This is a genomic window from Streptomyces sp. NPDC107498 (assembly GCF_055582805.1).
In genome coordinates, this window is the sequence record NZ_JBVJPE010000010.1 from 268,612 (window position 1) to 288,876 (window position 20,265).

General features: G+C 73.5%; 21 protein-coding genes. 13 read left to right on the plus strand and 8 right to left on the minus strand.

What is annotated here, in order from left to right:
- Window positions 1–145: 145 nt before the first annotated feature.
- Together ACZ66Z_RS20010 and ACZ66Z_RS20015 are read right to left on the minus strand one after the other, a co-directional pair.
- A complete protein-coding gene (locus tag ACZ66Z_RS20010) occupies window positions 146–1,180 on the minus strand; it encodes a LacI family DNA-binding transcriptional regulator (protein ID WP_469935690.1) in 1,035 nt (344 codons plus the stop codon).
- Window positions 1,181–1,286: 106 nt separating this feature from the next.
- Window positions 1,287–1,616, minus strand: a complete 330-nt coding sequence (locus tag ACZ66Z_RS20015; RefSeq protein ID WP_469935691.1) for a putative quinol monooxygenase — start codon at window positions 1,614–1,616, stop codon at window positions 1,287–1,289.
- A gap of 288 nt (window positions 1,617–1,904) precedes the next feature.
- On the opposite strand from ACZ66Z_RS20015, the gene ACZ66Z_RS20020 reads away from it, so the two are divergent.
- The 10 genes from ACZ66Z_RS20020 to ACZ66Z_RS20065 all read left to right on the plus strand — a co-directional run bounded on the left by ACZ66Z_RS20020 (window position 1,905) and on the right by ACZ66Z_RS20065 (window position 11,764).
- Window positions 1,905–3,674, plus strand: coding sequence for a VanW family protein (locus ACZ66Z_RS20020; RefSeq protein ID WP_469935692.1), 1,770 nt, complete (start codon window positions 1,905–1,907; stop codon window positions 3,672–3,674).
- A 103-nt stretch (window positions 3,675–3,777) separates the two neighbouring features.
- Window positions 3,778–4,809 (plus strand): serine hydrolase domain-containing protein, encoded by a 1,032-nt coding sequence (locus ACZ66Z_RS20025; RefSeq protein ID WP_469935694.1) that lies wholly within the window; start codon window positions 3,778–3,780, stop codon window positions 4,807–4,809.
- A 99-nt stretch (window positions 4,810–4,908) separates the two neighbouring features.
- Window positions 4,909–5,550 (plus strand): GNAT family N-acetyltransferase, encoded by a 642-nt coding sequence (locus tag ACZ66Z_RS20030; protein WP_469935696.1) that lies wholly within the window; start codon window positions 4,909–4,911, stop codon window positions 5,548–5,550.
- Between the two features lie 229 nt (window positions 5,551–5,779).
- Complete coding sequence (locus ACZ66Z_RS20035; RefSeq protein ID WP_469935698.1) at window positions 5,780–7,225, plus strand: glyceraldehyde-3-phosphate dehydrogenase; 1,446 nt, start codon at window positions 5,780–5,782, stop codon at window positions 7,223–7,225.
- Window positions 7,226–7,379: 154 nt separating this feature from the next.
- Window positions 7,380–8,195, plus strand: coding sequence for a DUF817 domain-containing protein (locus ACZ66Z_RS20040; protein WP_469935700.1), 816 nt, complete (start codon window positions 7,380–7,382; stop codon window positions 8,193–8,195).
- Between the two features lie 142 nt (window positions 8,196–8,337).
- Window positions 8,338–8,541, plus strand: coding sequence for a cold-shock protein (locus ACZ66Z_RS20045; protein ID WP_033201600.1), 204 nt, complete (start codon window positions 8,338–8,340; stop codon window positions 8,539–8,541).
- 94 nt (window positions 8,542–8,635) lie between these two features.
- Entirely contained in the window at window positions 8,636–10,012 is a 1,377-nt protein-coding gene (locus ACZ66Z_RS20050) for a DEAD/DEAH box helicase (protein WP_469935702.1), read from the plus strand.
- Window positions 10,013–10,357: 345 nt separating this feature from the next.
- The gene (locus tag ACZ66Z_RS20055) at window positions 10,358–10,798 is read left to right on the plus strand and encodes a DUF3995 domain-containing protein (protein ID WP_469935704.1); all 441 of its coding nucleotides are present in this window, start codon (window positions 10,358–10,360) and stop codon (window positions 10,796–10,798) included.
- Window positions 10,785–11,315 (plus strand): RNA polymerase sigma factor, encoded by a 531-nt coding sequence (locus ACZ66Z_RS20060; protein ID WP_469935706.1) that lies wholly within the window; start codon window positions 10,785–10,787, stop codon window positions 11,313–11,315. The genes ACZ66Z_RS20055 and ACZ66Z_RS20060 overlap by 14 nt, the downstream gene beginning before the upstream one ends.
- Window positions 11,312–11,764: a hypothetical protein gene (locus tag ACZ66Z_RS20065; RefSeq protein WP_469935708.1), complete on the plus strand. Its 453-nt coding sequence runs from the start codon at window positions 11,312–11,314 to the stop codon at window positions 11,762–11,764. Before ACZ66Z_RS20060 ends, ACZ66Z_RS20065 begins: the two co-directional genes overlap by 4 nt.
- Here ACZ66Z_RS20065 and ACZ66Z_RS20070 read toward each other — a convergent pair.
- From ACZ66Z_RS20070 to ACZ66Z_RS20090, 5 genes are all read right to left on the minus strand, one after another.
- Window positions 11,761–13,182, minus strand: coding sequence for an amidase (locus ACZ66Z_RS20070; RefSeq protein ID WP_469935710.1), 1,422 nt, complete (start codon window positions 13,180–13,182; stop codon window positions 11,761–11,763). The genes ACZ66Z_RS20065 and ACZ66Z_RS20070 overlap by 4 nt on opposite strands.
- An 82-nt stretch (window positions 13,183–13,264) precedes the next feature.
- Window positions 13,265–14,350 (minus strand): chitinase, encoded by a 1,086-nt coding sequence (locus ACZ66Z_RS20075; RefSeq protein WP_469935712.1) that lies wholly within the window; start codon window positions 14,348–14,350, stop codon window positions 13,265–13,267.
- A 139-nt stretch (window positions 14,351–14,489) separates the two neighbouring features.
- Window positions 14,490–15,308: a YhjD/YihY/BrkB family envelope integrity protein gene (locus tag ACZ66Z_RS20080; protein ID WP_469935714.1), complete on the minus strand. Its 819-nt coding sequence runs from the start codon at window positions 15,306–15,308 to the stop codon at window positions 14,490–14,492.
- A gap of 57 nt (window positions 15,309–15,365) precedes the next feature.
- Complete coding sequence (locus tag ACZ66Z_RS20085) at window positions 15,366–16,061, minus strand: DUF6766 family protein (protein ID WP_469935716.1); 696 nt, start codon at window positions 16,059–16,061, stop codon at window positions 15,366–15,368.
- A gap of 81 nt (window positions 16,062–16,142) precedes the next feature.
- On the minus strand, window positions 16,143–16,541 hold the full coding sequence (locus tag ACZ66Z_RS20090) for a hypothetical protein (RefSeq protein ID WP_469935718.1): 399 nt from the start codon (window positions 16,539–16,541) through the stop codon (window positions 16,143–16,145).
- A gap of 215 nt (window positions 16,542–16,756) precedes the next feature.
- Between ACZ66Z_RS20090 and ACZ66Z_RS20095 the strand changes: the two genes are divergently transcribed.
- Window positions 16,757–17,110 carry a PRC-barrel domain-containing protein gene (locus ACZ66Z_RS20095; RefSeq protein ID WP_469935720.1) on the plus strand — a complete coding sequence of 118 codons (354 nt, stop codon included), beginning with the start codon at window positions 16,757–16,759 and terminating at the stop codon, window positions 17,108–17,110.
- A 110-nt stretch (window positions 17,111–17,220) separates the two neighbouring features.
- On the opposite strand, the gene ACZ66Z_RS20100 is transcribed toward ACZ66Z_RS20095, so the two are convergent.
- Entirely contained in the window at window positions 17,221–18,453 is a 1,233-nt protein-coding gene (locus ACZ66Z_RS20100; protein ID WP_469935742.1) for an MFS transporter, read from the minus strand.
- Between the two features lie 486 nt (window positions 18,454–18,939).
- Between ACZ66Z_RS20100 and ACZ66Z_RS20105 the strand changes: the two genes are divergently transcribed.
- Together ACZ66Z_RS20105 and ACZ66Z_RS20110 are read left to right on the plus strand one after the other, a co-directional pair.
- Window positions 18,940–19,539, plus strand: a complete 600-nt coding sequence (locus ACZ66Z_RS20105; protein WP_469935722.1) for an RNA polymerase sigma factor — start codon at window positions 18,940–18,942, stop codon at window positions 19,537–19,539.
- Window positions 19,536–19,907, plus strand: coding sequence for a hypothetical protein (locus tag ACZ66Z_RS20110; RefSeq protein WP_469935724.1), 372 nt, complete (start codon window positions 19,536–19,538; stop codon window positions 19,905–19,907). Before ACZ66Z_RS20105 ends, ACZ66Z_RS20110 begins: the two co-directional genes overlap by 4 nt.
- Window positions 19,908–20,265 lie beyond the last annotated feature (358 nt).

Below are 20,265 nucleotides of genomic sequence, written 5' to 3' on the forward strand. Positions count from 1 at the left end.
TAGCCGGGTCGGACACCGTCGGAGGCGCCCTGTTCGCGGATACGGGCCCCGTACGGTGTCCATTCTCCGGAACACTCGGGGCGGCTGCATCTCGGCACCCGGGGCACCGGAGCCGTCGGCGGGACCGGTGGGGCGCGGGCCGGCGTCAGGAGGAGGCGCGGACGACGAGCTCGGTCGGCAGCATGCGGCGGGGCTGTTCGTCCGCGTCGCCGGGCGAGGCGATCTCCTCCAGGAGCAGGCGCGCCATGGTGCGGCCCATCTCCTCGATGGGCTGGCGCACGCTCGTCAGCGGCGGGTCCATGTGCCGGGCGACCGCCGAGTCGTCGACGCCGACGAGGGCCACGTCCTCGGGGACCCGGCGGCCCGCCTCGCGCAGGACGCTCCGCGCGCCGGCCGCCATCACGTCGGAGGCGGCGAAGACGGCGTCCAGGTCGGGCCGGCGGTCCAGGAGCTCCCGCATGGCGCGACGGCCGCCCTCCTCGGTGAAGTCGCCGTTGGCGACGAGCGTCCCGTCGGGCGTGAGTCCGGCCTCCGTGAGGCCCTCGCGGTAGCCGTCGAGGCGGCAGCGGGCCACGTACATGTCGAGGGGTCCGGTGACGGTGGCGATCGCGCGCCGCCCGCGGGCGGCGAGGTGGGCGACGGCGGTCCGGCCCGCGCCGGTGTTGTCGGAGTCGACGAAGGCGACGCGCTCGGCCTCGGTGCGGCGGCCGTTGAGGACGGCGGGCAGGCCGAGGGCGCGGACCTGGTCGGGCAGCGGGTCGTCTCCGTGCACGGAGACGAGGAGGACGCCGTCGACGCGCTGGGCGGCGAGGTACTGCTCGAAGCGCTGCCGCTCCTGCTCGCTGCGGATGAGGGTCAGCAGCAACTGCTTGTCGGCGGCGGCGAGTTCGGCGCTGACCCCGCGGATGATGTCGAGGAAGTACGGCTCGGCGAAGAGCCGCGCCTCGGTCTCGGGGATCACCAGGGCGACGGCGTCGGTGCGGCTGCCGGCGAGGGCGCGGGCGGCCCGGTTGGGGACGTACCCGAGTTCGGCGACGGCCCGTTCGACGGCGGCCCTGGTCTGTTCGCTCACCTTCGGGGAGCCGTTGATGACCCGGGAGACCGTGCCGCGCCCGACTCCGGCCCGGGCCGCGACCTCCTCGAGGGTGGGTCTGCCGGTCTGTCGCCCGCTCACCGCCATGTGCCGGTCCTCCCCTCGGGGCGCCGCCCCACCCGCGTCTCACGCGACGTTCCACGCGAACCTATCAGGCGGGGCGGGGCGCGCCGGGGGTCGTCGGCGGAGTGCTTCAGGCGCCGTTCGGGGCGAGTTCGGCCATGGCGCCCCAGCCCTGCTGCGGGACCTCGACGTTGATGATCTCGGGGGTGGCGGCGATGGCGTCGGCCATGGCGGAGAGCCCGGCCGCGAAGTGGTCGGAGGCGACGTGGGCGGCGCCCGCCTCCGCGTCGGCGAAGGCCTCCAGGAGGACGAAGACGTTCGGGTCGTCGACGCTGCGGGACCAGTCGAAGAAGAGGTTGCCGGGCTCCGCGCGGGTGGCGCGGGTGAAGCCGTCGACGAGGTCGAGCCAGCGGTCGGCGCGGTCGGGGCGGACGGTGAACCGTACGGCGATGAAGATCATGCGTCCACCTTGCGCCCATGGGGCCCGACGGGCGAGCGGAACGGCCCGGGATTCCGGCGGGACCGGACGGCTCGGCACGGCACGGCACAACACAGCACGGCTCGGCACGGCACGGCACGGGCCGGTGCGGCCCCGGTCCCGTCCGGCCGCACCCGAACGGCCGTACGCTCCGTGGTCGATTCGCCTCACTCCGTATCACCGCAGGTCAAAACCTTCTTATGTGCATAAGACACTCTTTCGGCGTACCGTCGTGTGGTTGCCCCATTCCTCGACGCCCCGGGAGAGCGCGTGCCCCGCCCCAGGACCGACCTTGCCCCGACGCCCCGCGAGGGGCGTCGTCCGCGCCTCCTCCGGACGGCGGCGATCGCGACGGGCGTGGTCGCCGTCGCCGCGGGGGGCCTGTACGTGACGGGGCTGGTCGCCACCGGGGACGACATATCCGCCGGCACCCGGGTCGACGGCGTGGACATCGGCGGCATGAGCCGCGCCGAGGCCCGGGCCAAGCTGACGGCCGCGGCCCCGGCCTCCTGGAAGGCGCCGATACCCGTGCGGGTCGGCGACCGCGCCGCCACCGTGGACCCGGCCTCCGCCGGCCTGACCGTGGACGTCGCGAAGACCGCCGACCTGGCGGCCGACCCGTCCCGCGACCCCTTCACCGTGATCGGGCGGCTGTTCTCCTCCGGCGAGCGCGAGGTCCGGCCGGTGTTCGCGTACGACGGGGCCAGGACCCGGGCCGCCGTGGCCGAGCTGGCCAAGCAGAACGACCGGGCGGTCCGCGAGGGCTCCGTGGCCTTCCGGGACGGCAAGGCCGTCGCGACCCCGCCCGTCACGGGCAGCGCGTTGGACACGGAGCGCGCCGCCGAGTCCCTGCGCGCGGCCTATCCGGCCGCCACCGGCGCCGCCGCGGTGGCGCTCCCCGTCTCGGTGACCGAGCCCAGGCTGCCCGCCGCCGAGGTGTCCCGTTTCCTCGACTCGTACGCGAAGCCCGCCGTCTCCGGCCCCGTGACGCTCACGGCGGCCGGCCAGCGGCTGCGGATCTCCCCCGCCACGCTCGCCGACCACCTCGCCGTCAAGAACGACGGCGGCCGCCTCACCGGCTCCCTCGACGCGCAGGCCCTGCGGCGCGACCCGGACGTGGCGCGGCCCCTCGCCGCGCTGACGAACGCGCCGGTGGAGGGTTCCCTCGGGGTGCGGGACGGCAAGGTCGTCGTGGAGTCGGAGGGCCGGCCGGGCCACGAGGTGACCGCGAAGGCCCTGGGCGACGCCGTGCGCCCGCTGCTCACCAGAACGGGCGAGGCGGCCCGCACGGCTCCGGTGGCCACCACGGTCACCGAGCCCGGGCTGACCTCCGCCTCGCTGGCCCGGCTGGGCATCACCGAGCAGATGTCGACGTTCACGGTGAACTTCCCGAGCGCGCCGTACCGGACGACGAACATCGGCCGGGCGGCCGAGCTCATCAACGGCTCGCTGGTGCAGCCGGGCGAGGTGTGGAGCTTCAACAGGACGGTCGGCGAGCGGACCCCGGACAACGGCTTCGTCGACGGCACGATGATCCTCGACGGCTCGTACCGCTCCGCGCCCGGCGGCGGCGTGTCGGCCATGGCCACCACCGTCTACAACGCCATGTTCTTCGCGGGGGTGCAGCCCGTCGAGCACGGCGCCCACTCCTTCTACATCGAGCGCTACCCGGCCGGCCGGGAGGCGACCGTCGCCTGGGGCTCGCTCGACCTGAAGTTCCGCAACGACACGGGCAAGCCGATCTACATCAAGGCGAGCGCCACGGACTCCTCGGTCACCGTGAGCTTCCTCGGCACGAAGAAGTACGACTCCGTCGAGGCGGTCGCCGGACCGCGCACGAACATCACGCAGCCCTCCAAGCGCGAGGGCACCGGCAAGGCCTGTGTGCCGCAGACGCCCCTAGAGGGCTTCGACGTCTCGGTGGACCGCGTCTTCAAGAACGACGGCGTCGAGGTCAAGCGGGAGACCTACAAGACCCACTACACCCCGCGCGACGAGGTGACCTGTGCGCCGACCGCCCAGGAGGGCGACGGCCACTGACGGAAGGGTGTCTTCCGGTACGCCCGGGGCATGACTTCGGAGCGCGGTCCGTCGGCACCCCGACGGTCCGCCCCGAACCTCCCCGGACCGTCGGAGGCACGCCTTGGCACAGCGCAGCGACCCCTTCGGGCGGCTCCTCGACGAGGCGGCGCGGGCGGGCACGTACCCGGGCGCCGCATGGGCCGTCGGCGACGCCCGCGCCACCCTCTCGTCCGGGGCGGTCGGGCTGCTCGACCCGGCGCACCCCGACGCGCCGACGCGCCCCGACACCCTCTTCGACGTCGCGAGCCTCACCAAGGTCCTCGCGGTCTGGGCGGTGGTCGGCACGCTCGTCGACGCCGGGAAGCTCGACCTGTCCGCCCCGCTCGGCTCGTACTGGCCCGAGGCCGCGGGCCGGCCGCTCGCCGGGGCGACGGCGCACCACCTCCTCACCCACACCGCGGGCCTGCCGCTCCGCGCCAACCTCCGGCACCTGTACGGCTCCGATCCGCAGGACGTCCGCGACGGCGTCCTCGCCGAGCCCCTGCGGCACCGGCCCGGCGAGGCCGTCGCGTACACCGACCGGGCGGCGCTGGTCCTCGGCTACCTCGCCGAGCACCTCACCCGGCAGCCGCTCCCCCGGCTCGCCGGGGACCGGGTCTGGACGCCCCTCGGCATGACGCGGACCCGGTACGGGCCGCTGCCCGCCGAGGCCCGGGAACGGTGCGCGCCCACCGAGTACGACGAGGAGAGCGGCGCCCCGCTCCGGGGCACCGTCCACGACTTCTCCGCCCGGCTCCTCGGCGGCGCCTGCGGGATCGCGGGGGTCTTCACCACCACCGCCGACATCGGCCGGTTCCTGCGCCATCTGCTCGCCCCGGTGCCCGGCACCTTCTCCGCCGGATGGACGGCCGCCTCGCTGCGCGTCCACACCGGCCGGCTCCTCCCGCCGCGCGGGCTGTTCTGGCATCCGGCGCCGGGCACGGAACCGGCGGAGGACGTCTGGGCGCACTTCGGCTTCACCGGCACGGCCCTGTGGGTGTCGCCCGCGCGCGGCCGCTGGGCCGTGCTGCTCACCAACCGGCTCCGCCTCACCCGCGCCCCCGGCCCGCTGGCCCGGGTCAGGGACGACTTCCGCACCCTCGCCTTCGGCTGACCACCGGGCGGAAACGGGGTGCCGCCCGGCCTCCGCTCTGCGACCCTGCACCCTGATCGAACGCTCTTGGACGACTCGACGCCTACGGGGTGCGGACTGATGGGTTTCACAGGGGAAAGGCCGGTTCTGGAGGGCGCGTTCGTCCGCCTGGAGCCGCTGGGGCACCACCACCTCTCCGGTCTCGCGGAGGCGGCGGAGGAGAACAGGGACGCGTACGGGTTCACCTGGGTGCCGCGCCGGGAGGAGGCCGGGGCCTACGTCGACGCGCAGCTCGGCCGCGCCGCCGACGGCAAGGTCGCCCCGTACGTCCAGGTCGACCCGGCGTCCGGCCGGGTGGTCGGCGCCACCGCCTTCCTGGATCCGCGCCCGTGGCCCTCCGGGGAGGGCCTGTGCGCGATCGAGATCGGCTACACCTGGCTCGCGGCCTCCGCCCAGGGCACCGGGGTGAACACGGAGGCCAAGTACCTGCTCTTCCGGCACGCCTTCGAGAGCTGGGGCGTGGCCCGGGTCGACCTCAAGACCGACGCCCGCAACGCCCGTTCGCGGGCCGCGATCGCGAGCGTCGGCGCGAGCTTCGAGGGCGTCCTGCGCAGATGGGCCGCCTCCTGGGCCCCGGGCGAGGAGGGCCGCCTCCGGGACTCCGCCGTCTTCTCGATCGTCGCCGAGGAGTGGCCCGAGCGCCGGGCGGCCCTCGAAGGACGCCTCGCGGACATCCGGAAGCGCCGCGCGTCGCCCCGGTGACGGGGTTCGCCCCGGTGGCGGAGGCCGCCCCGGCGCGGAGGCCCGCCCGGTGGCGGAGGCCGACCGCGAACCGGCCGGGGATCACTCCGGGCCGGTACGCCCCCGGCGCCTGTCCACCGGGGCGGGGGCAGGCCTCCGACGCGTCCCGTCGTACGGTTCGGCACCCCTTGATTGATCAAACCGGCCGGGGGTTACCATATGAGCGCCGCCTAGCTCGAAAGATAATCTTGTGACTGTCAATGACGACTCGTTCACCAGCTGGAAGAACCGCGAGGAGATCGCGGAGTCGATGATCCCGATCATCGGGAAGCTGCACCGGGAGCAGGACGTCACCGTCCTGGTCCACAGCCGCTCCCTGGTGAACAAGTCGGTGGTCAGCATCCTCAAGACCCACCGCTTCGCCCGGCAGATCGACGGCGAGGAGCTCTCGGTCACCGAGACGCTGCCGTTCCTCCAGACGCTCACGACCCTCGACCTGGGCCCCTGCCAGATCGACATCGGTGTGCTCGCCGCCGACTACAAGACCGACGACCGCGGTCTCTCGGTCGCGGAGTTCACCGCCGAGGCCGTCGCCGGCGCCATCGGCGAGAACAAGATCGAGCGCCGCGACGGACGCGACGTCGTCCTCTACGGCTTCGGCCGCATCGGCCGCCTCGTCGCCCGTCTCCTCATCGAGAAGGCCGGCTCCGGCAACGGTCTGCGCCTGCGCGCGATCGTCGTCCGCGGCGGCGGCGACCAGGACCTCGTGAAGCGCGCCTCACTGCTGCGCCGCGACTCCATCCACGGCCAGTTCCAGGGCACGATCACGGTCGACGAGGCGAACAGCACCATCGTCGCCAACGGCAACACGATCAAGGTGATCTACGCCAACGACCCCTCCGAGGTCGACTACACGGCGTACGGCATCGACAACGCCATCCTCATCGACAACACCGGCAAGTGGCGGGACCGCGAGGGCCTCTCCAAGCACCTGCGCCCCGGCATCGACAAGGTCGTCCTGACCGCCCCCGGCAAGGGCGACGTGCCGAACATCGTGCACGGCGTCAACCACGACACGGTGAAGCCGGACGAGCAGATCCTGTCCTGCGCCTCCTGCACCACCAACGCGATCGTCCCGCCGCTGAAGGCCATGGACGACGAGTACGGCGTGCTGCGCGGCCACGTGGAGACGGTCCACTCGTTCACGAACGACCAGAACCTGCTGGACAACTACCACAAGGCCGACCGCCGCGGCCGTTCCGCGCCGCTCAACATGGTCATCACGGAGACGGGCGCCGCCTCCGCCGTGGCCAAGGCGCTGCCCGACCTGAAGGCGCCGATCACCGGCAGCTCGATCCGCGTCCCCGTCCCGGACGTCTCGATCGCCATCCTGAGCCTGCGCCTGGGCCGCGAGACCACCCGCGAGGAGGTCCTCGAGTACCTCCGCGACGTCTCGCTGCACTCGCCGCTGAAGCGCCAGATCGACTTCACCACGGCCCCCGACGCCGTCTCGATGGACTTCGTCGGCTCGCGCCACGCCTCCATCGTCGACGCCGGCGCGACCAAGGTCGACGGCGACAACGCGATCCTGTACCTGTGGTACGACAACGAGTTCGGCTACTCGTGCCAGGTCATCCGGGTCGTCCAGCACGTCTCCGGCGTGGAGTACCCGACCTTCCCGTCCCCGGCGGTCTGACCTCCGGCACGCCCGACGGCACGGCGGCGCGCCGCACTCCCCCTCCCGGGAGTGCGGCGCGCCGCCGTTCCACCGTTCCGGGAGTGCGGGACGCCGCCGCGCCGGTCCGGCCGGACCGGCGAACCGATCGCGGGCCGCCGGCGTCCCTCCCGCCATGGAGACGCTCATCCACGCGACGCGCCAGCTGCTGCGCTTCGCGGTCCTGGAGGCGCGCTGCTGCGCCTTCGCCGTCGCGCTCGTCGGCGGCATCGGCGCCTCGGCCCTGCTGCCCGAACTGCCGCTCGCCCGCTACGACCTGCTGCTCCTGTACGGCGTCGGGCTCACCGTCCTCGCGTGGAAGGTCGGCTGGGACACCGGCCGGGACGTCGCCGTGATCGCCGCGTGCCATGCCATCGGCCTCCTCTTCGAGCTGGTCAAGGTGCGGATGGGCTCGTGGAGCTATCCGGAGGACGCCCTGACGAAGTTCGGCGGCGTACCGCTGTACGGCGGGTTCCTGTACGCGGCGCTCGGCAGCTACGTCTGCCGCGCCTGGCACCTGTTCGACCTGCGGCTCACGGGCTACCGGCCCCGGGTCACGGCGGTCCTCGCCGGGGCCGTGTACGTGAACTTCTTCAGCCACCACTGGCTGCCCGACGCCCGCTGGGCCCTGGCCGCGCTGCTCCTGGCCGCGACGGCGGGGACCCGGGTCCGCTTCCGGGTCGGCGAGAGCGAGCACCGGATGCCCCTGGCCCTGTCCTTCGTCCTGATCGGCTTCTTCCTCTGGATCGCCGAGAACGCGGCCACGTACGTCGGCGCCTGGAGCTACCCGGACCAGCTGGACGGCTGGCGGCCGGTCTCCCCCACGAAGTTCGGCGCCTGGGCGCTGCTCGTCACGGTCACGTTCGTCCTCACGGCAAATCGGACATTCCTCATGCGCGGCCGCCGGAACCGTGCTACAGTGTGGATCAGTTGCAGTCGTGGTTCCCATTGAACTTACAAGTGCCTTCGACGATTCGACATCGTCAGGCACTTTATGTGTTTTCGGTGCAGTTTTCCGGACGGGGCAATCATCACGGCGACGCCGGGACCCGCACAGTGCGGTTCCCAGGGCTACGCCCCGAAGGAGATATGACATGGCTACTGGCACCGTGAAGTGGTTCAACTCGGAAAAGGGCTTCGGCTTCATCGAGCAGGAGGGTGGCGGCCCGGACGTGTTCGCCCACTACTCCAACATCGCCACCTCCGGCTTCCGTGAGCTCCAGGAAGGCCAGAAGGTGACCTTCGACGTCACGCAGGGCCAGAAGGGCCCGCAGGCGGAGAACATCCTCCCCGCCTGACGTTGACACGTCCGACGCGGCCGGGGCCCCCACCCGTGTGGTGGGGGCCCCGGCCCGTCGCGTTTCCCAGCCTTTCCGACGGACCAGGTGCCGCATGAACACCACGCCCCCCAAGGACGCCTCCGCGGCGGCCGTGACCTTCGCCGCCCTCGGCCTGCCGGCCGGACTGCTCGCGGAGCTCGCCCGCCACGGCGTCGAGACGCCCTTCCCGATCCAGGCCGCCACGCTCCCGGACGCCCTCGCGGGCCGCGACGTCCTCGGACGCGGGCGGACGGGCTCCGGCAAGACGCTCGCGTTCGGCCTGCCGCTGCTCGCCCGTACCGCCGGGCGCCGGGCCGAGGCCCGCAGGCCGCTCGCCCTGGTCCTGGTCCCCACCCGCGAGCTGGCCCAGCAGGTCACCGACGCCCTCGCCCCGTACGCCGAGGCCCTGGGGCTCCGCCTGGCGACCGTGGTCGGCGGCATGTCGATCGGGCGGCAGGCCGGCGCGCTGCGTGACGGGGCCGAGGTCCTGATCGCCACTCCCGGCCGGCTCATGGACCTCGTCGAGCGCAAGGACTGCCGTCTCGACCGGGTGGCCGTCACCGTCCTCGACGAGGCCGACCGGATGGCCGACCTGGGCTTCCTGCCGCAGGTCACCGAGCTGCTCGACCAGGTGCCGGGCGCCGGCCAGCGGATGCTGTTCTCGGCCACCCTCGACGGTGACGTCGACGAGCTGGTCGCGCGCTACCTCCGGGACCCGGCGGGCCACTCCGTCGACCCCGCGGCCGGCGCCGTCTCCACCATGGAGCACCACGTGCTGCACGTGCACGGCGCCGACAAGTTCGCCACCGCCACGGAGATCGCCGCCCGGGACGGGCGCGTGATCATGTTCCTGCACACCAAGGCCGCCGTCGACCGCTTCACCAAGCACCTCCTCGGCAGCGGCGTGCGGGCCGCGGCGCTGCACGGCGGCAAGTCGCAGCCGCTGCGGACCCGCACCCTGGACCGCTTCAGGACCGGCGAGGTCCCCGTCCTGGTCGCCACGGACGTGGCGGCGCGCGGCCTCCACGTCGACGAGCTCGACCTGGTCGTCAACGTCGACCCGCCCGCCGACGCCAAGGACTACCTGCACCGCGGCGGGCGCACCGCCCGCGCGGGCGAGTCGGGCGTCGTCGTCACGCTGGTCACGCCCGAGGAACGCCGTGACGTGGCCCGCCTCATGGCGGAGGCCGGGATCCGGCCCCGCGAGACCCGGGTCCGCTCCGGCGAGGCCGAGCTGACCCGCCTCACCGGTGCCCGCAAGCCCTCGGGCGTGCCGGTCGAGGGCAGCGCGCCGAGCCAGGAGCGCGACCGGCGCGGCGGTGCGGCCTTCCGGGGCATCGGCACCGTCCCGGGCCGCCCGGGCCGCGCGAAGAACGAGTCCCGGCGGGTCGCCGAGGCGCGCAAAACGGCCGAGGCCCGACGGGCGGCGAGGATCCGCCGCGGCGGCTGACCGGACGGCTCCGTGATCGTCGGGGACGTGGCTCCGGAAGGGCGGCCCGGAGGTACGGGACCAGGAGCAGGACGGGGACGCCCGTGCCGACGGGCGTGAGGACGAGCGGGGAGGCGGCCGGGTCCCGGTCCCGGAAGAGCGGGGCGGGACGAGCGGGTCGCCGCCCGGGGTGGTGGGCGTGCTCGGCCCGCCCCGCGCCGGGCCGCCGGCATCGGGGGGCGGCGGGCCGGTGCGTGTGAGCCGGATCACAGGGAACCCCCGCCCGGTTCGCTTCCTCCTTCAGGTGTCGGCGCCCCGCGGCGCCGGACCCGGGCTCGTTCACCATCCCGATACGGAGGGGACCCCATGGCGGTCATCGACATCCAGCGGCCTCGTGCGGCAACCGGCGGGCGTGCCGTCGCCGTGCTGCTCGCCGTCCTCGCACTGGCGCACGTCTACTGGGGCACCGGTCTGACCTGGCCGGCCGCCGACGAGCGGGGCCTCTCGCTCGCCGTCCTCGGCGGCGTGGTGTCCTTCGGGCCGGCGGTGGTGCTGCCGCTGGCCGTCCTCGAAGGGGGCGCCGCGGTCGCCGTGGCGGCCCACGCGCGCGGGGTCCGCGCCCGCCGGGTCCCGCGCCTCGTCACGTACGCCGTGGCCTGCGGGATGCTGCTGCGCGGGGCGGCCGGTCTGGTGTGGATCGTCGTCGGCCGGGACGGCTCCGGAGCGGCCTTTCCCTGGCTGAACGCGCTGCTGTACACGCCGCTGAGCCTGGTCTTCGGCTGGACGGCCCTGCGTGCCGCCCGCTGAGGCCGTCGACCCCGTCGACCCCGTCGACCGGGGCGTCGCGCTCGCCCGGGCCGCCCGGCGCGGCGACACCCTGGCCCTGCACGACCTGCTCGACCACCTCACCCCGTACATCGCCCGGATCTGCCGGCCCATCGCCCTGGAGGACGGAGCGGACGCCACCCAGGAGGCCCTGGTCGCCGTCTTCACCTCGCTGCGGTCGCTGCGGGAGCCCGAGGCGCTGTACGGGTGGGTGCGGGCGATCTCCGTGCGGGAGGCGGTGCGGGTCGCCAGGCGGGCGGCGCGGGCGCGGCCCGCGGAGCTGCCGGACGTGCCGGAGCGGGGCGATCCGCAGCTGGCCGCCGACATCGGCGACGTCCTGGCCCGGCTGTCGCCCGCGCACCGGGCGGTGCTCGTCCTGCGGGACGTGGAGGGGAGGGACGAGGAGGCCGCGGCGGCGCTCCTCGGAGTGCCGGCCGGCACGGCGAAGTCCCGGTTGCACCGGGCACGGCAGAGCTTCCGAAGGGCGTGGTCCGCGTGAACGGCGACGAGGCGATGATCGACGAGGTGCGGCGGCTGCGGGTCATGGGCGCCGCCGTCCGGGGCGCGCGGATCGTGGAGCGGGTGCTCCCCGCGCCGCTCGACGTGGTGTGGGGCGTCATGGGCGATCTGGAGGGCGGCTTCGGGGAGTTCCAGCCCGACATGCGGTCGGTGCGGGTGCTGCGCAGGGACGGCGACCGGGTGGAGGCCCTCGCGCGGAGCCGTTACGGCCTGCGGGCCCGTTTCCACGGCGTGCTGCGGCCGGGCTGGTGCTGGCTGCAGAGCCGGTTCCTGGTCGTCGGGATGGCGGCGGTGGACGAGGGCGGCCGGACCAGGGTGGCGCTCACCGGCGGCGTCCGCGTCCCGGGACGCGCCGCGCTCCTCCCGTTCGGGGCGCGCCGGGAGCTGGAGCGTGCCATGGCGCGCCTCGCCGAACGGGTCGGTTCCTAGACGGCGTCGTCCTGGATCCGGCGGAACGGCCGGTCCGCCTCCAGGGTGAACGCCACGTCCAGCAGGGTCCGTTCGCTGCCGGGGCGGCCGGAGAACATGACGCCGACGGGCAGTCCGTCGTCCGTCGTGCGGGTGCTGGGCAGCGAGATCGACGGGGTGCCGACGACGTTGTCGACCGGGGTGAACGCCACGTACGCGAGGATCCGTTCGACGAGCACCGGGTACGGGACGGTCGGGGCCAGGCGGCCGATCGGCGGTGCGGGGTGGGCGAGGACGGGGGTGAGGAGGAGGTCGAGTCCGCGGAACGCCGCCGCGTACGCCTCCTTCGTGCGCTTCAGCCTCCGCAGCACGCCCGGGGTGCGCCGCCAGTTCTCCAGGTAGGTGGCGCGCAGCCCGCGGCTGAGGCCGTCCATGCGGTGCCGGTCGAAGTCCGCGCCGAGGGAGCGGCCGGTGGCGCCGAGGAGGTACGACAGCATCCCCCAGTAGGTGAGGAAGTCCTCGGTGAAGCGCGGGTCGACGGCCATCTCGACGGGCTCCACGGTGTGGCCGAGCCGTTCGAGCGTCGTCGCCGTCTCCGTGACGGCCTCCCGGGTGACGGTGTCGGAGGTGACGCCGTTCGGCGAGTCGAGGAGGAATCCGATGCGAAGGCGTCGTCCGGAGGGGCCCTCGACCAGTCCCACGGGCGGCAGCTTCGGGTTGCGCCGGTACGTCTCGGCGGCGGCGAGGAACGCGGCGCTGTCCCGTACGGAGCGGCTCACGATGCCGTCGACGACGAGGTCCAGGGGCAGTCGGCGGCTCTGGGCGTTCGGCACGACGCGGCCGCGGGTCGGCTTGAGGCCGACGAGCCCGCAGGCGGCGGCGGGGATCCGGATGGAGCCGCCGCCGTCGTTGGCGTGGGCGATCGGCACCGCTCCGGCGGCGACGAGCGCCGCGCTGCCGCCCGAGGAGCCGCCCGCGGAGTGGCCGGTGTTCCACGGGTTGCGGACGGGCTCGGCGCCCTCGTACTCCGTGGTGGGACTGAAGCCGAACTCGGGCAGGCGGGTCTTGCCGAGCACCGTGACGCCGGTGCTCAGGAACTGCCGGGCGAAGGGCGCGTGCTGCCGTGCCGGGCTCGGGGTGAAGGCCGCGCTGCCGTGGCCGGTGGGCAGCCCCTGGTGGTCGGTGTTGTCCTTGACGAAGGTCGGGACGCCCGCGAAGGCGCCGCCGGTCGCGGCGCCGGGCGCGGGGGCGTCGACGTGCGTCTGGACGGCGTGGAGCCGTTCCTCGACGGCCCGCACCCGCTCGGCCGCGTCCCGGGCGGCCTCGGCGGCGCCGACCTCGCCGCGGCGGATGGCCTCGGCGAGTCCGACGGCGTCGTGTTCCCCCAGGGCGTCGTCCCGGAAGGCGTGCACCCTGGTCTTCTGGTCGAAAGTCGTCACCGTTGCCTCAGCCCCCGGCCGTGTGGATGGTCTCCCGCCATCATTGCCTACCAGCGGGTAACAGGCGAGGGGTCGACACGGGTCAGCGTCCCTGGAGCGCCTTGACGTTGTCGCCGAAGGTCCAGCCCTTCGACCCGTCCCAGTTGGCCGACCAGGTCATCAGGCCCTTGAGCGAGCCGCCGTAGTGGTTCCAGGCCTGGGCCACCGCCGACGGCGCCATGTGTCCGCCGCCCGCGCCCGGCTGGGCCGGGAGGCCGGGGACCTGCTTGTCGTAGGGGACCCTGACGGTGGTGCCCTGGACGACGAGTCCGCGGTTCAGGCAGTCGGTCTGGGCGACGAACCCGGCGACCGTGCCGGCGGAGTAGGAGTCGCCGGAGCACCCGTACATGCTGCCGTTGTAGTACTGCATGTTCAGCCACCACAGGCGGCCGTTGTCCGCGTACTTCTTGACGATCGGCAGGTACGCGCCCCAGATCGACCCGTAGGCCACGCTGCCGCCGGTGACGTACGCGGTCTCCGGCGCCATCGTCAGTCCGAAGCCCGCGGGCATGCGGGCCAGGACCCCGTCGATGATGCGGACCAGGTTGGCCTGCGAGGTGGACAGGGTGCCGATGCTGCCGCTGCCGACGAGGCCGGTCTCGATGTCGATGTCGATCCCGTCGAAGTTGTACGTCTTCAGGAGGGGCACGACGGTCTCGACGAAGCGGTCGGCGACGGCCCGGGAGCTCAGGTCGATCCCGGCGGCGGCGCCCCCGATGGACATCAGGATCGTCGCCCCGGCCGCCTTGGCCCGGCACATCTCCGCCGGGGTGGCGACGCGCACGGTGCTGTCCATGCCGTCCTCCCACAGCACGGTCCCGTCCGAGCGGATCACGGGGAACGCGGCGTTGACGACGTTGTAGCCGTGGGCGGCGAAACGCGGGTCGTCGATGGGTGCCCAGCCGAACGGCGGGTGCACGCCGTTGGCGGAGCCGTCCCAGTTCTCCCAGTAGCCCTGGAGCACCTTTCCGGTGGGCTTCGGCTTGAGGGCGCAGGTGTCCGCGGCGGTCGACGACGGGGACGGGGCGGGCTGCGCGTCTTCGGCGGCGGCGGGACCCGCGAGGAACGCGGCGGCGAGCAGGGCGGCGAGCCCCGCTCCGAGGGCACGGGGGATCAGAGGGCCTGGCATGCGTGCTCCTGAGGACGTGGGGGGGCGGTCCTGGACGTGGCGCGCGCTCCAGGAGACCGTAGGTTGGTCCAGACCTTTCGTCAACCACCCGCACGTACAAGGGAGTCACGGCTCCGGGGACGGGCCCCCGGCGTCACCGTCACCGTTTCCGCGCACGCGTCGCCCGGGACAGCTCCTCGTCGACCAGGCGGCCCGCGAGCGCACCGCCGAACACCACGACGCCCACCGCGACGAGCCAGGTCTGGATGACGAGGAACGCGCCGAACGGGCCGTACGTGACGGCGCTGGACGCGATCAGCGGGGAGAAGACGAGCCGGGAGAACACCCGCAGGCCGAGCAGCCCGAGCGTGGTGCACACCGCCCCGGGCAGCAGGGCGAGCCACGGGACGCGTCCGTCGAGCAGCAGCCGCTGCGACCACCAGAAGAAGAGGGTGCCGATCAGCAGCGTGACGGCGTCGCTCACCGGGACGTCCCGCCAGAACGGGAAGACCGCGAGGAGGTAGAGGACCCCGATGAGCACGGCGAGCCACACCGCGTGCCGCCATCGGGCCCTCCAGTGGGCCGGAGGGAGGTCCCAGACCTTCTCGTACCCGCTCTGCGCCGCCGTGCCGAACGTGAGGCCGAAGACGGCGAGCAGGGCGAGGCCGAACGCCGTCGTGGTCCGTCGCACCTGGCCCGGCAGCGCGAACAACCGCTCGATCTCGGCCCTGGCGGCGTCCGAGACCCCGATGCCGTCGCCGAGCCACTGGGCGAACCCCTTCCCGCCGCCCGCGCCCGCCGCCGACACGACGATCAGGAGCGGCACCAGCGTGAGGAAGGCGAGCGCCGCGAACCCCAGCGAGCGCTGCCACAGCCCGAGGTCCCTGGCCGGCGCCCACCGGTGCCCGGCCCGGAAGCGGCGGACCGCCCTCCGCGTCCGCCCGGCCCGGGGCCATCGCCCGGTGGGACGGAAGACCACCCTTCCACGGTAGGACCGACCCGCGCCGGCAACCAGCGGGGCCGCCCGGCGCCGGCGTCAGCCCTCGATGCCGGTGGCCCCGTGCGGGGCGCCGACGGGCTTGGACTCCGGTGAACCGCGCTGGCGGAGGTAGACGGAGAGGATGGCCATCGACGCCACGGCCAGGAGTTCCGACTGCCAGTTCTGCAGGGACCGGTTCCAGAAGTCGGCGGAGGCGAGGTAGGAGGACCAGGAGACGGGCGCCTGGAGCTGCCGCAGCCGCAGTTCGTTGAAGGCGGCCGCGCCGGAGATCGACTGGGCCAGCCAGGACAGCAGGAAGAAGACGGCCATGACGAGTCCGAGCGACCGCGAGTAGACGGCCTGCCGCCAGTCCTTCGTGGCCGCCCAGCGGGGTGAGTCCGGCCGCGCGTGGTCGCCCATGTGCTGGTCGCGCTCGCTCTCCGTGCCCGCCTTGTGCAGCTCCTTGGACTCCGGCGAGCCGCGCTGGAGGAGGTAGACCGTGCCGAAGATGTAGAGGAAGAACTGCAGGAACTCCGACTGCCAGTTCTCGGTGACGTCGACGGCGAAGTCCGAGGACATCAGGTAGTCGCCGAAGCCGATCTGCTGGAGCCCCTCGATGGCGAGCTGTTCGTTGAACTCCGCGCGCCCGGAGACCGCCTGGGCGCCCAGGACGACCAGGAAGGCCGCCCCGAAGCAGAGGGTGAGGCTGTTCGACCGCCAGAATCCGCGCTCCCGGGACCGCTCGGCCGTCACCGCTGCATCATCCCGATCGCGGTGAAGTAGGCGAGACCGCCCACGACGGTGACCACGCACGCCACGAACAGGGTCTTCACGTCATGCCCCCTTCAGTACGCAGCTGTACGGCGTGTCGCCCGGCTCGGGCGCGCATCCGGCGGCGGTGACCCGCCACCCCCCGTCGAACTGCGAGAGGAACAGCGTGTCCCCGTGGAGGCGGAGCAGCGCCTGCCTGCCGTGGACGTCCACGCCCCGCACTCCCCCGCCGCGCGGCAGGTCCTGCGAGGCCAGGGCCTGCGCACAGGGCTTCTCCTCCTCCTCTTCCAGCTGCTCGCGGCTCTCGGGGGCGAGCAGCCGGCAGGCGACCCGGAAGTTCCCGGACCCGAGGGAGTCCTCGAAGAACCGGCCCGCCCGGGTCGCCCCGTCCCGGCGCGCCTGCGACGCGCCGCAGCCGGACAGGGCGACCACGGCCGCCGCCGTTCCGAGGAGCAGCGCCACGCGCCGGAGCGAGGGGGACCGCCGGAGCGGGGGGACGCGCGGGGGCGGAGGAACTCGTAGGAACAGGGGGGTTCTCACCCTTCCAGCCTGACGGCGCGGGCGACCGCGGCAAGCGCCGGAGGCCGAACGGGTGAGAGCCCCCCGCCCGGGCCGCGGCGGACGACGTGCGTGCGCCGGTGGACCACGGGAGGATGGGGGCGGAGAGGGGTGCCGCCATGAGTGAGTTCGACATCTGGAACTACCGCCCGAGCACGGGGTACCGGCAGGGCGTCGACCTCGTCGGCTACAAGGTCGAGGCCACGGACGGCGCCATCGGGAAGGTCGACAAGCACTCCGAGGACGTCGGTTCGTCCTATCTGGTCGTCGACGTCGGGGTCTGGATCTTCGGCAGGCGGGTGCTGCTCCCGGCCGGGACGATCGAACTGATCGACACCGCCGAGAAGAAGGTGTACGTGGACCGCACGAAGGAGCAGATCGAGGCGGCCCCCGACTTCGACGAGGCACAGCACGGCGGCGAGCCCGACCAGCTGGAGCAGTTCGCCCGGTACTACGGCCACCCGCACATGTGAGGCCGGCCGGGCGCGGGACTCCCGGGCGCAATCGGGCGGGCTCCCGGCCGGGCGCGGGGCTGCGGGCGTCGCCGCTCCTCGCCGGCGGATCCGGCGGGCGGGTGCGTACGTCACCGGCCGCCGGACGAGTCCTCACCCCACTCCCCCGGGCCGTCGCGATCGAGGCCCGCGGGGCCCTTCGTCCGGCGGTCGCGCCGGGCCGGGGCGAGGGCCGTCAGCATCAGGACGGCGGTGAGGGCGAACGCCCACGGGTAACCGGTCGAATCCGCGAGGAACCCGAAGCCGACGGCCCCGACGCCCATGCCCGCGTCGAAGGCGAAGTTCCACAGGGCGCTGACGGTTCCGTAACCCGAGGCGGGGACGCGCGCGTACATCAGCGTCAGGGTGGTGTTCTGGGTGACGCCGAAGCCGATCCCGAACAGGGCCACGCCGAGGACGACGGCGACCGGGCTGTGGGTGAGGGCGGTGAGCAGCGTTCCCCCGGCCGCGACGACGAGGCCGGGGAGGAGGAGCACGGCCGGCCCGTGCCGGTCGCCGTGCCGGCCGGCGACCCAGCGGGCTCCGGTCGCCGCCGCGGTCTGGGCGAACAGGGCCGTGGCGACGACGCCCCCGGAGGCCGACGGGACGGCGAGCGGGAGGAAGGTGACGAGGATTCCGGCGGCGAGCGCGGTGGTGGAGAAGACGAGAACGGGGCGGGACAGCGCGGGCGTCCGGAACCCCGCCGTCACCCCGATCGGCCGCCCCGGGTCCGGATCGCGGTCCGGCAGGCCCGGCACCGAGACCACGGCGGCCAGCGCGGCCACGGCCCCGGCGGCGAAGACCGGCCCGTACCCCACGCGCGCCACCAGCCACACCCCTAGCGGGAGCGCCACCAGCGAAAGGACCCCGGTCACGATGCCGACGAGCGCCAGCCCCTCCCCGCGGCGCTCGGCCGGGATGAGCGAGGCCGTCAGGGCGCCGCCCGCGACGACCGTGAAGGCGAAGCCCAGCCCGCGCAATAAGCAGACCGCCGTGATCCAGGCCGCGCCGCCGGAGACGGTGAGCGCGAACGCGGGCGCGCCGAGGAGGACGAGTCCCGCCATCAGGACGAGGCGGTAGCCGAAGCGGGCGACGAGCCGGGGAGTGGCCAGCTCGCCTCCGACCGTGGCCAGCATCAGCGCGCCCGTGGTGAGCCCGGCGGCGTTCCCGAGGCCTCCCCCGGTCGCCTCGGCGTAGAGGGGGGCGACCGACAGGAGCAGATAGAAGCTCGTCGAGGCGCCGATGATCGAGACGAAGCGCAGCAGCAGGGGCCGCGTCACCAGGGGCGGCGGCGAACCGGCGCCCTCCGCTTGGGAGTTGAGCATCTTGGTCACCCGGGTGACGGTAGGGGGTCGGGCAGCTCGTCGGTAAGGCCGGGTCCCGCGCCTCCGGAGTGGTCCGGTCTCCCGCCCGAGCTGCCGTCGGCAGCGGACCGGGCCGGCGGCGAGCCGCTGCGCGCGCCGGGTCGGGTACGGCCGGTCCCGGGCTTCGGCGACGTCGGTGAGCGCGCCGTCGCCGCAGGTCCCGCGGCGGTCGGCGGCCTCCTCGGCGGTCGGTGACCCCCCGCCTCGGACGGGTCCGAAAAAAACTTCGCCGGGAGGCGAATCCTCTCGGCGCCTCCCCGTCTCTTATGTGCGTACCGGCCGAACGGGCCGGAGGAACACGGAGGGAACAGCAACTATGTGGACTGCCATCATCGTGGTCGGCGTCGTGCTCGTGGGGGCGTGCAGCTGGCACCTGATGCGACGCTTCAACAAGAGCCGCACCTGACCAGCGCCTGCGCGCGGGGCGCCTTCCGGTATGAGTAGCACATGAACCAACGCTTCCCCTGGCCCGACGAGCGGCTGATCAAGGCCGCTCAGGACGGCGACGTCACGTCGCTCACCACCGTCGTCATGGAATCGCAGCCGCATGTGCGCAAGTTCGCCATATCACTGTGCGCCTCGCCGCAGGACGCGGAGGACGCGGCACAAGAGGCGCTGATCATCCTCTATCGGAAGATCGGCACCTTGCGGGCCACCGGCGCGCTTGCCTCGTGGATGTTCCGGATCGTCCGCAACGAATGCCTCCGGCAGGTGCGGCTGCTCATCGCCATGCGCGACGAGCACTCGGCCGAGCCGGAGGCGTGCGCGGAACCGTCCGCCGAGGAGGCCGTGCTGTACAGGCTGGAGGTGGAGCGGATCGCGGCCGCGGTCAGCGCCCTTCCCCGTGAGCAGCGACAGGTCCTGATCATGCGGGACGTGCAGGGCCTGCCGGGCAAGACCGTCGCCCGCACGCTCGGTCTGAGCACCGCCGCGATGAAGTCACGGCTGCACAGAGCACGCGCGGCGCTGCGTCACGCGCTGGAAGCGACCGACCAGGCATCAGATCAAGCCATCGACCGACCAGTCGAAGGAGACTCACGACCATGAACACCGTGAACATCGTGAAGCCCCCCGAGGGCACGAAGTCCCCGGTCACCGCACCGACCGCGATCACCGTGCCGTCCGAGGCCAAGGCCCCGTCCGCGGCGCCGAACTTCGCCAGCAAGTCCGTCCCGCGCCACCTGGCGCGCGGCCTCATCGGCTTCGGACTCATCATCGGCTCGATCGCGATGGTGCCCGTCGCCGGCCCGGCCACCCTGCTGGCGGCGCCGCTGGCCCTCATCGCCTTCCGCGGCTGCCCCACCTGCTGGATGGTCGGCCTGGTGCAGACCATCTCGCGGGGCCGTCTGGAGCGCCAGTGCGTGGACGGCGTCTGCACGCTCACCAAGGCCGACCACGCGGCGAAGGCCGAGTAGGGTCCACGGCTTCCGGCCTCCCGTCCCGGTCCGACGCCCGCCCTCCCGCCGGAGGCGGTGTCACCGGGCCGGGAGGTTTCGGCCGTCCGTCGACATGGCGTGAAACGACTCCCCCGGGAAGACCCCCAAGCGTTTCTTTGATTACCTATCACATTCATTTTCCTTACCAACCCCCCGCTCTGGCCATTGGTTTACGGAGCGCCGCCTCGGTGCTAGGGTCCGAAACGAGATTGAGACGGGCAGGGCCGCCGAGTCGGCAACGCCGTTGATCGTGCTTCACGGGGGGAGCAGAACACCATGATCCGCCATGCCCAGATTGAGGCGGCAGCACCACAAACCGGCACGGGGAGCCTTGCGC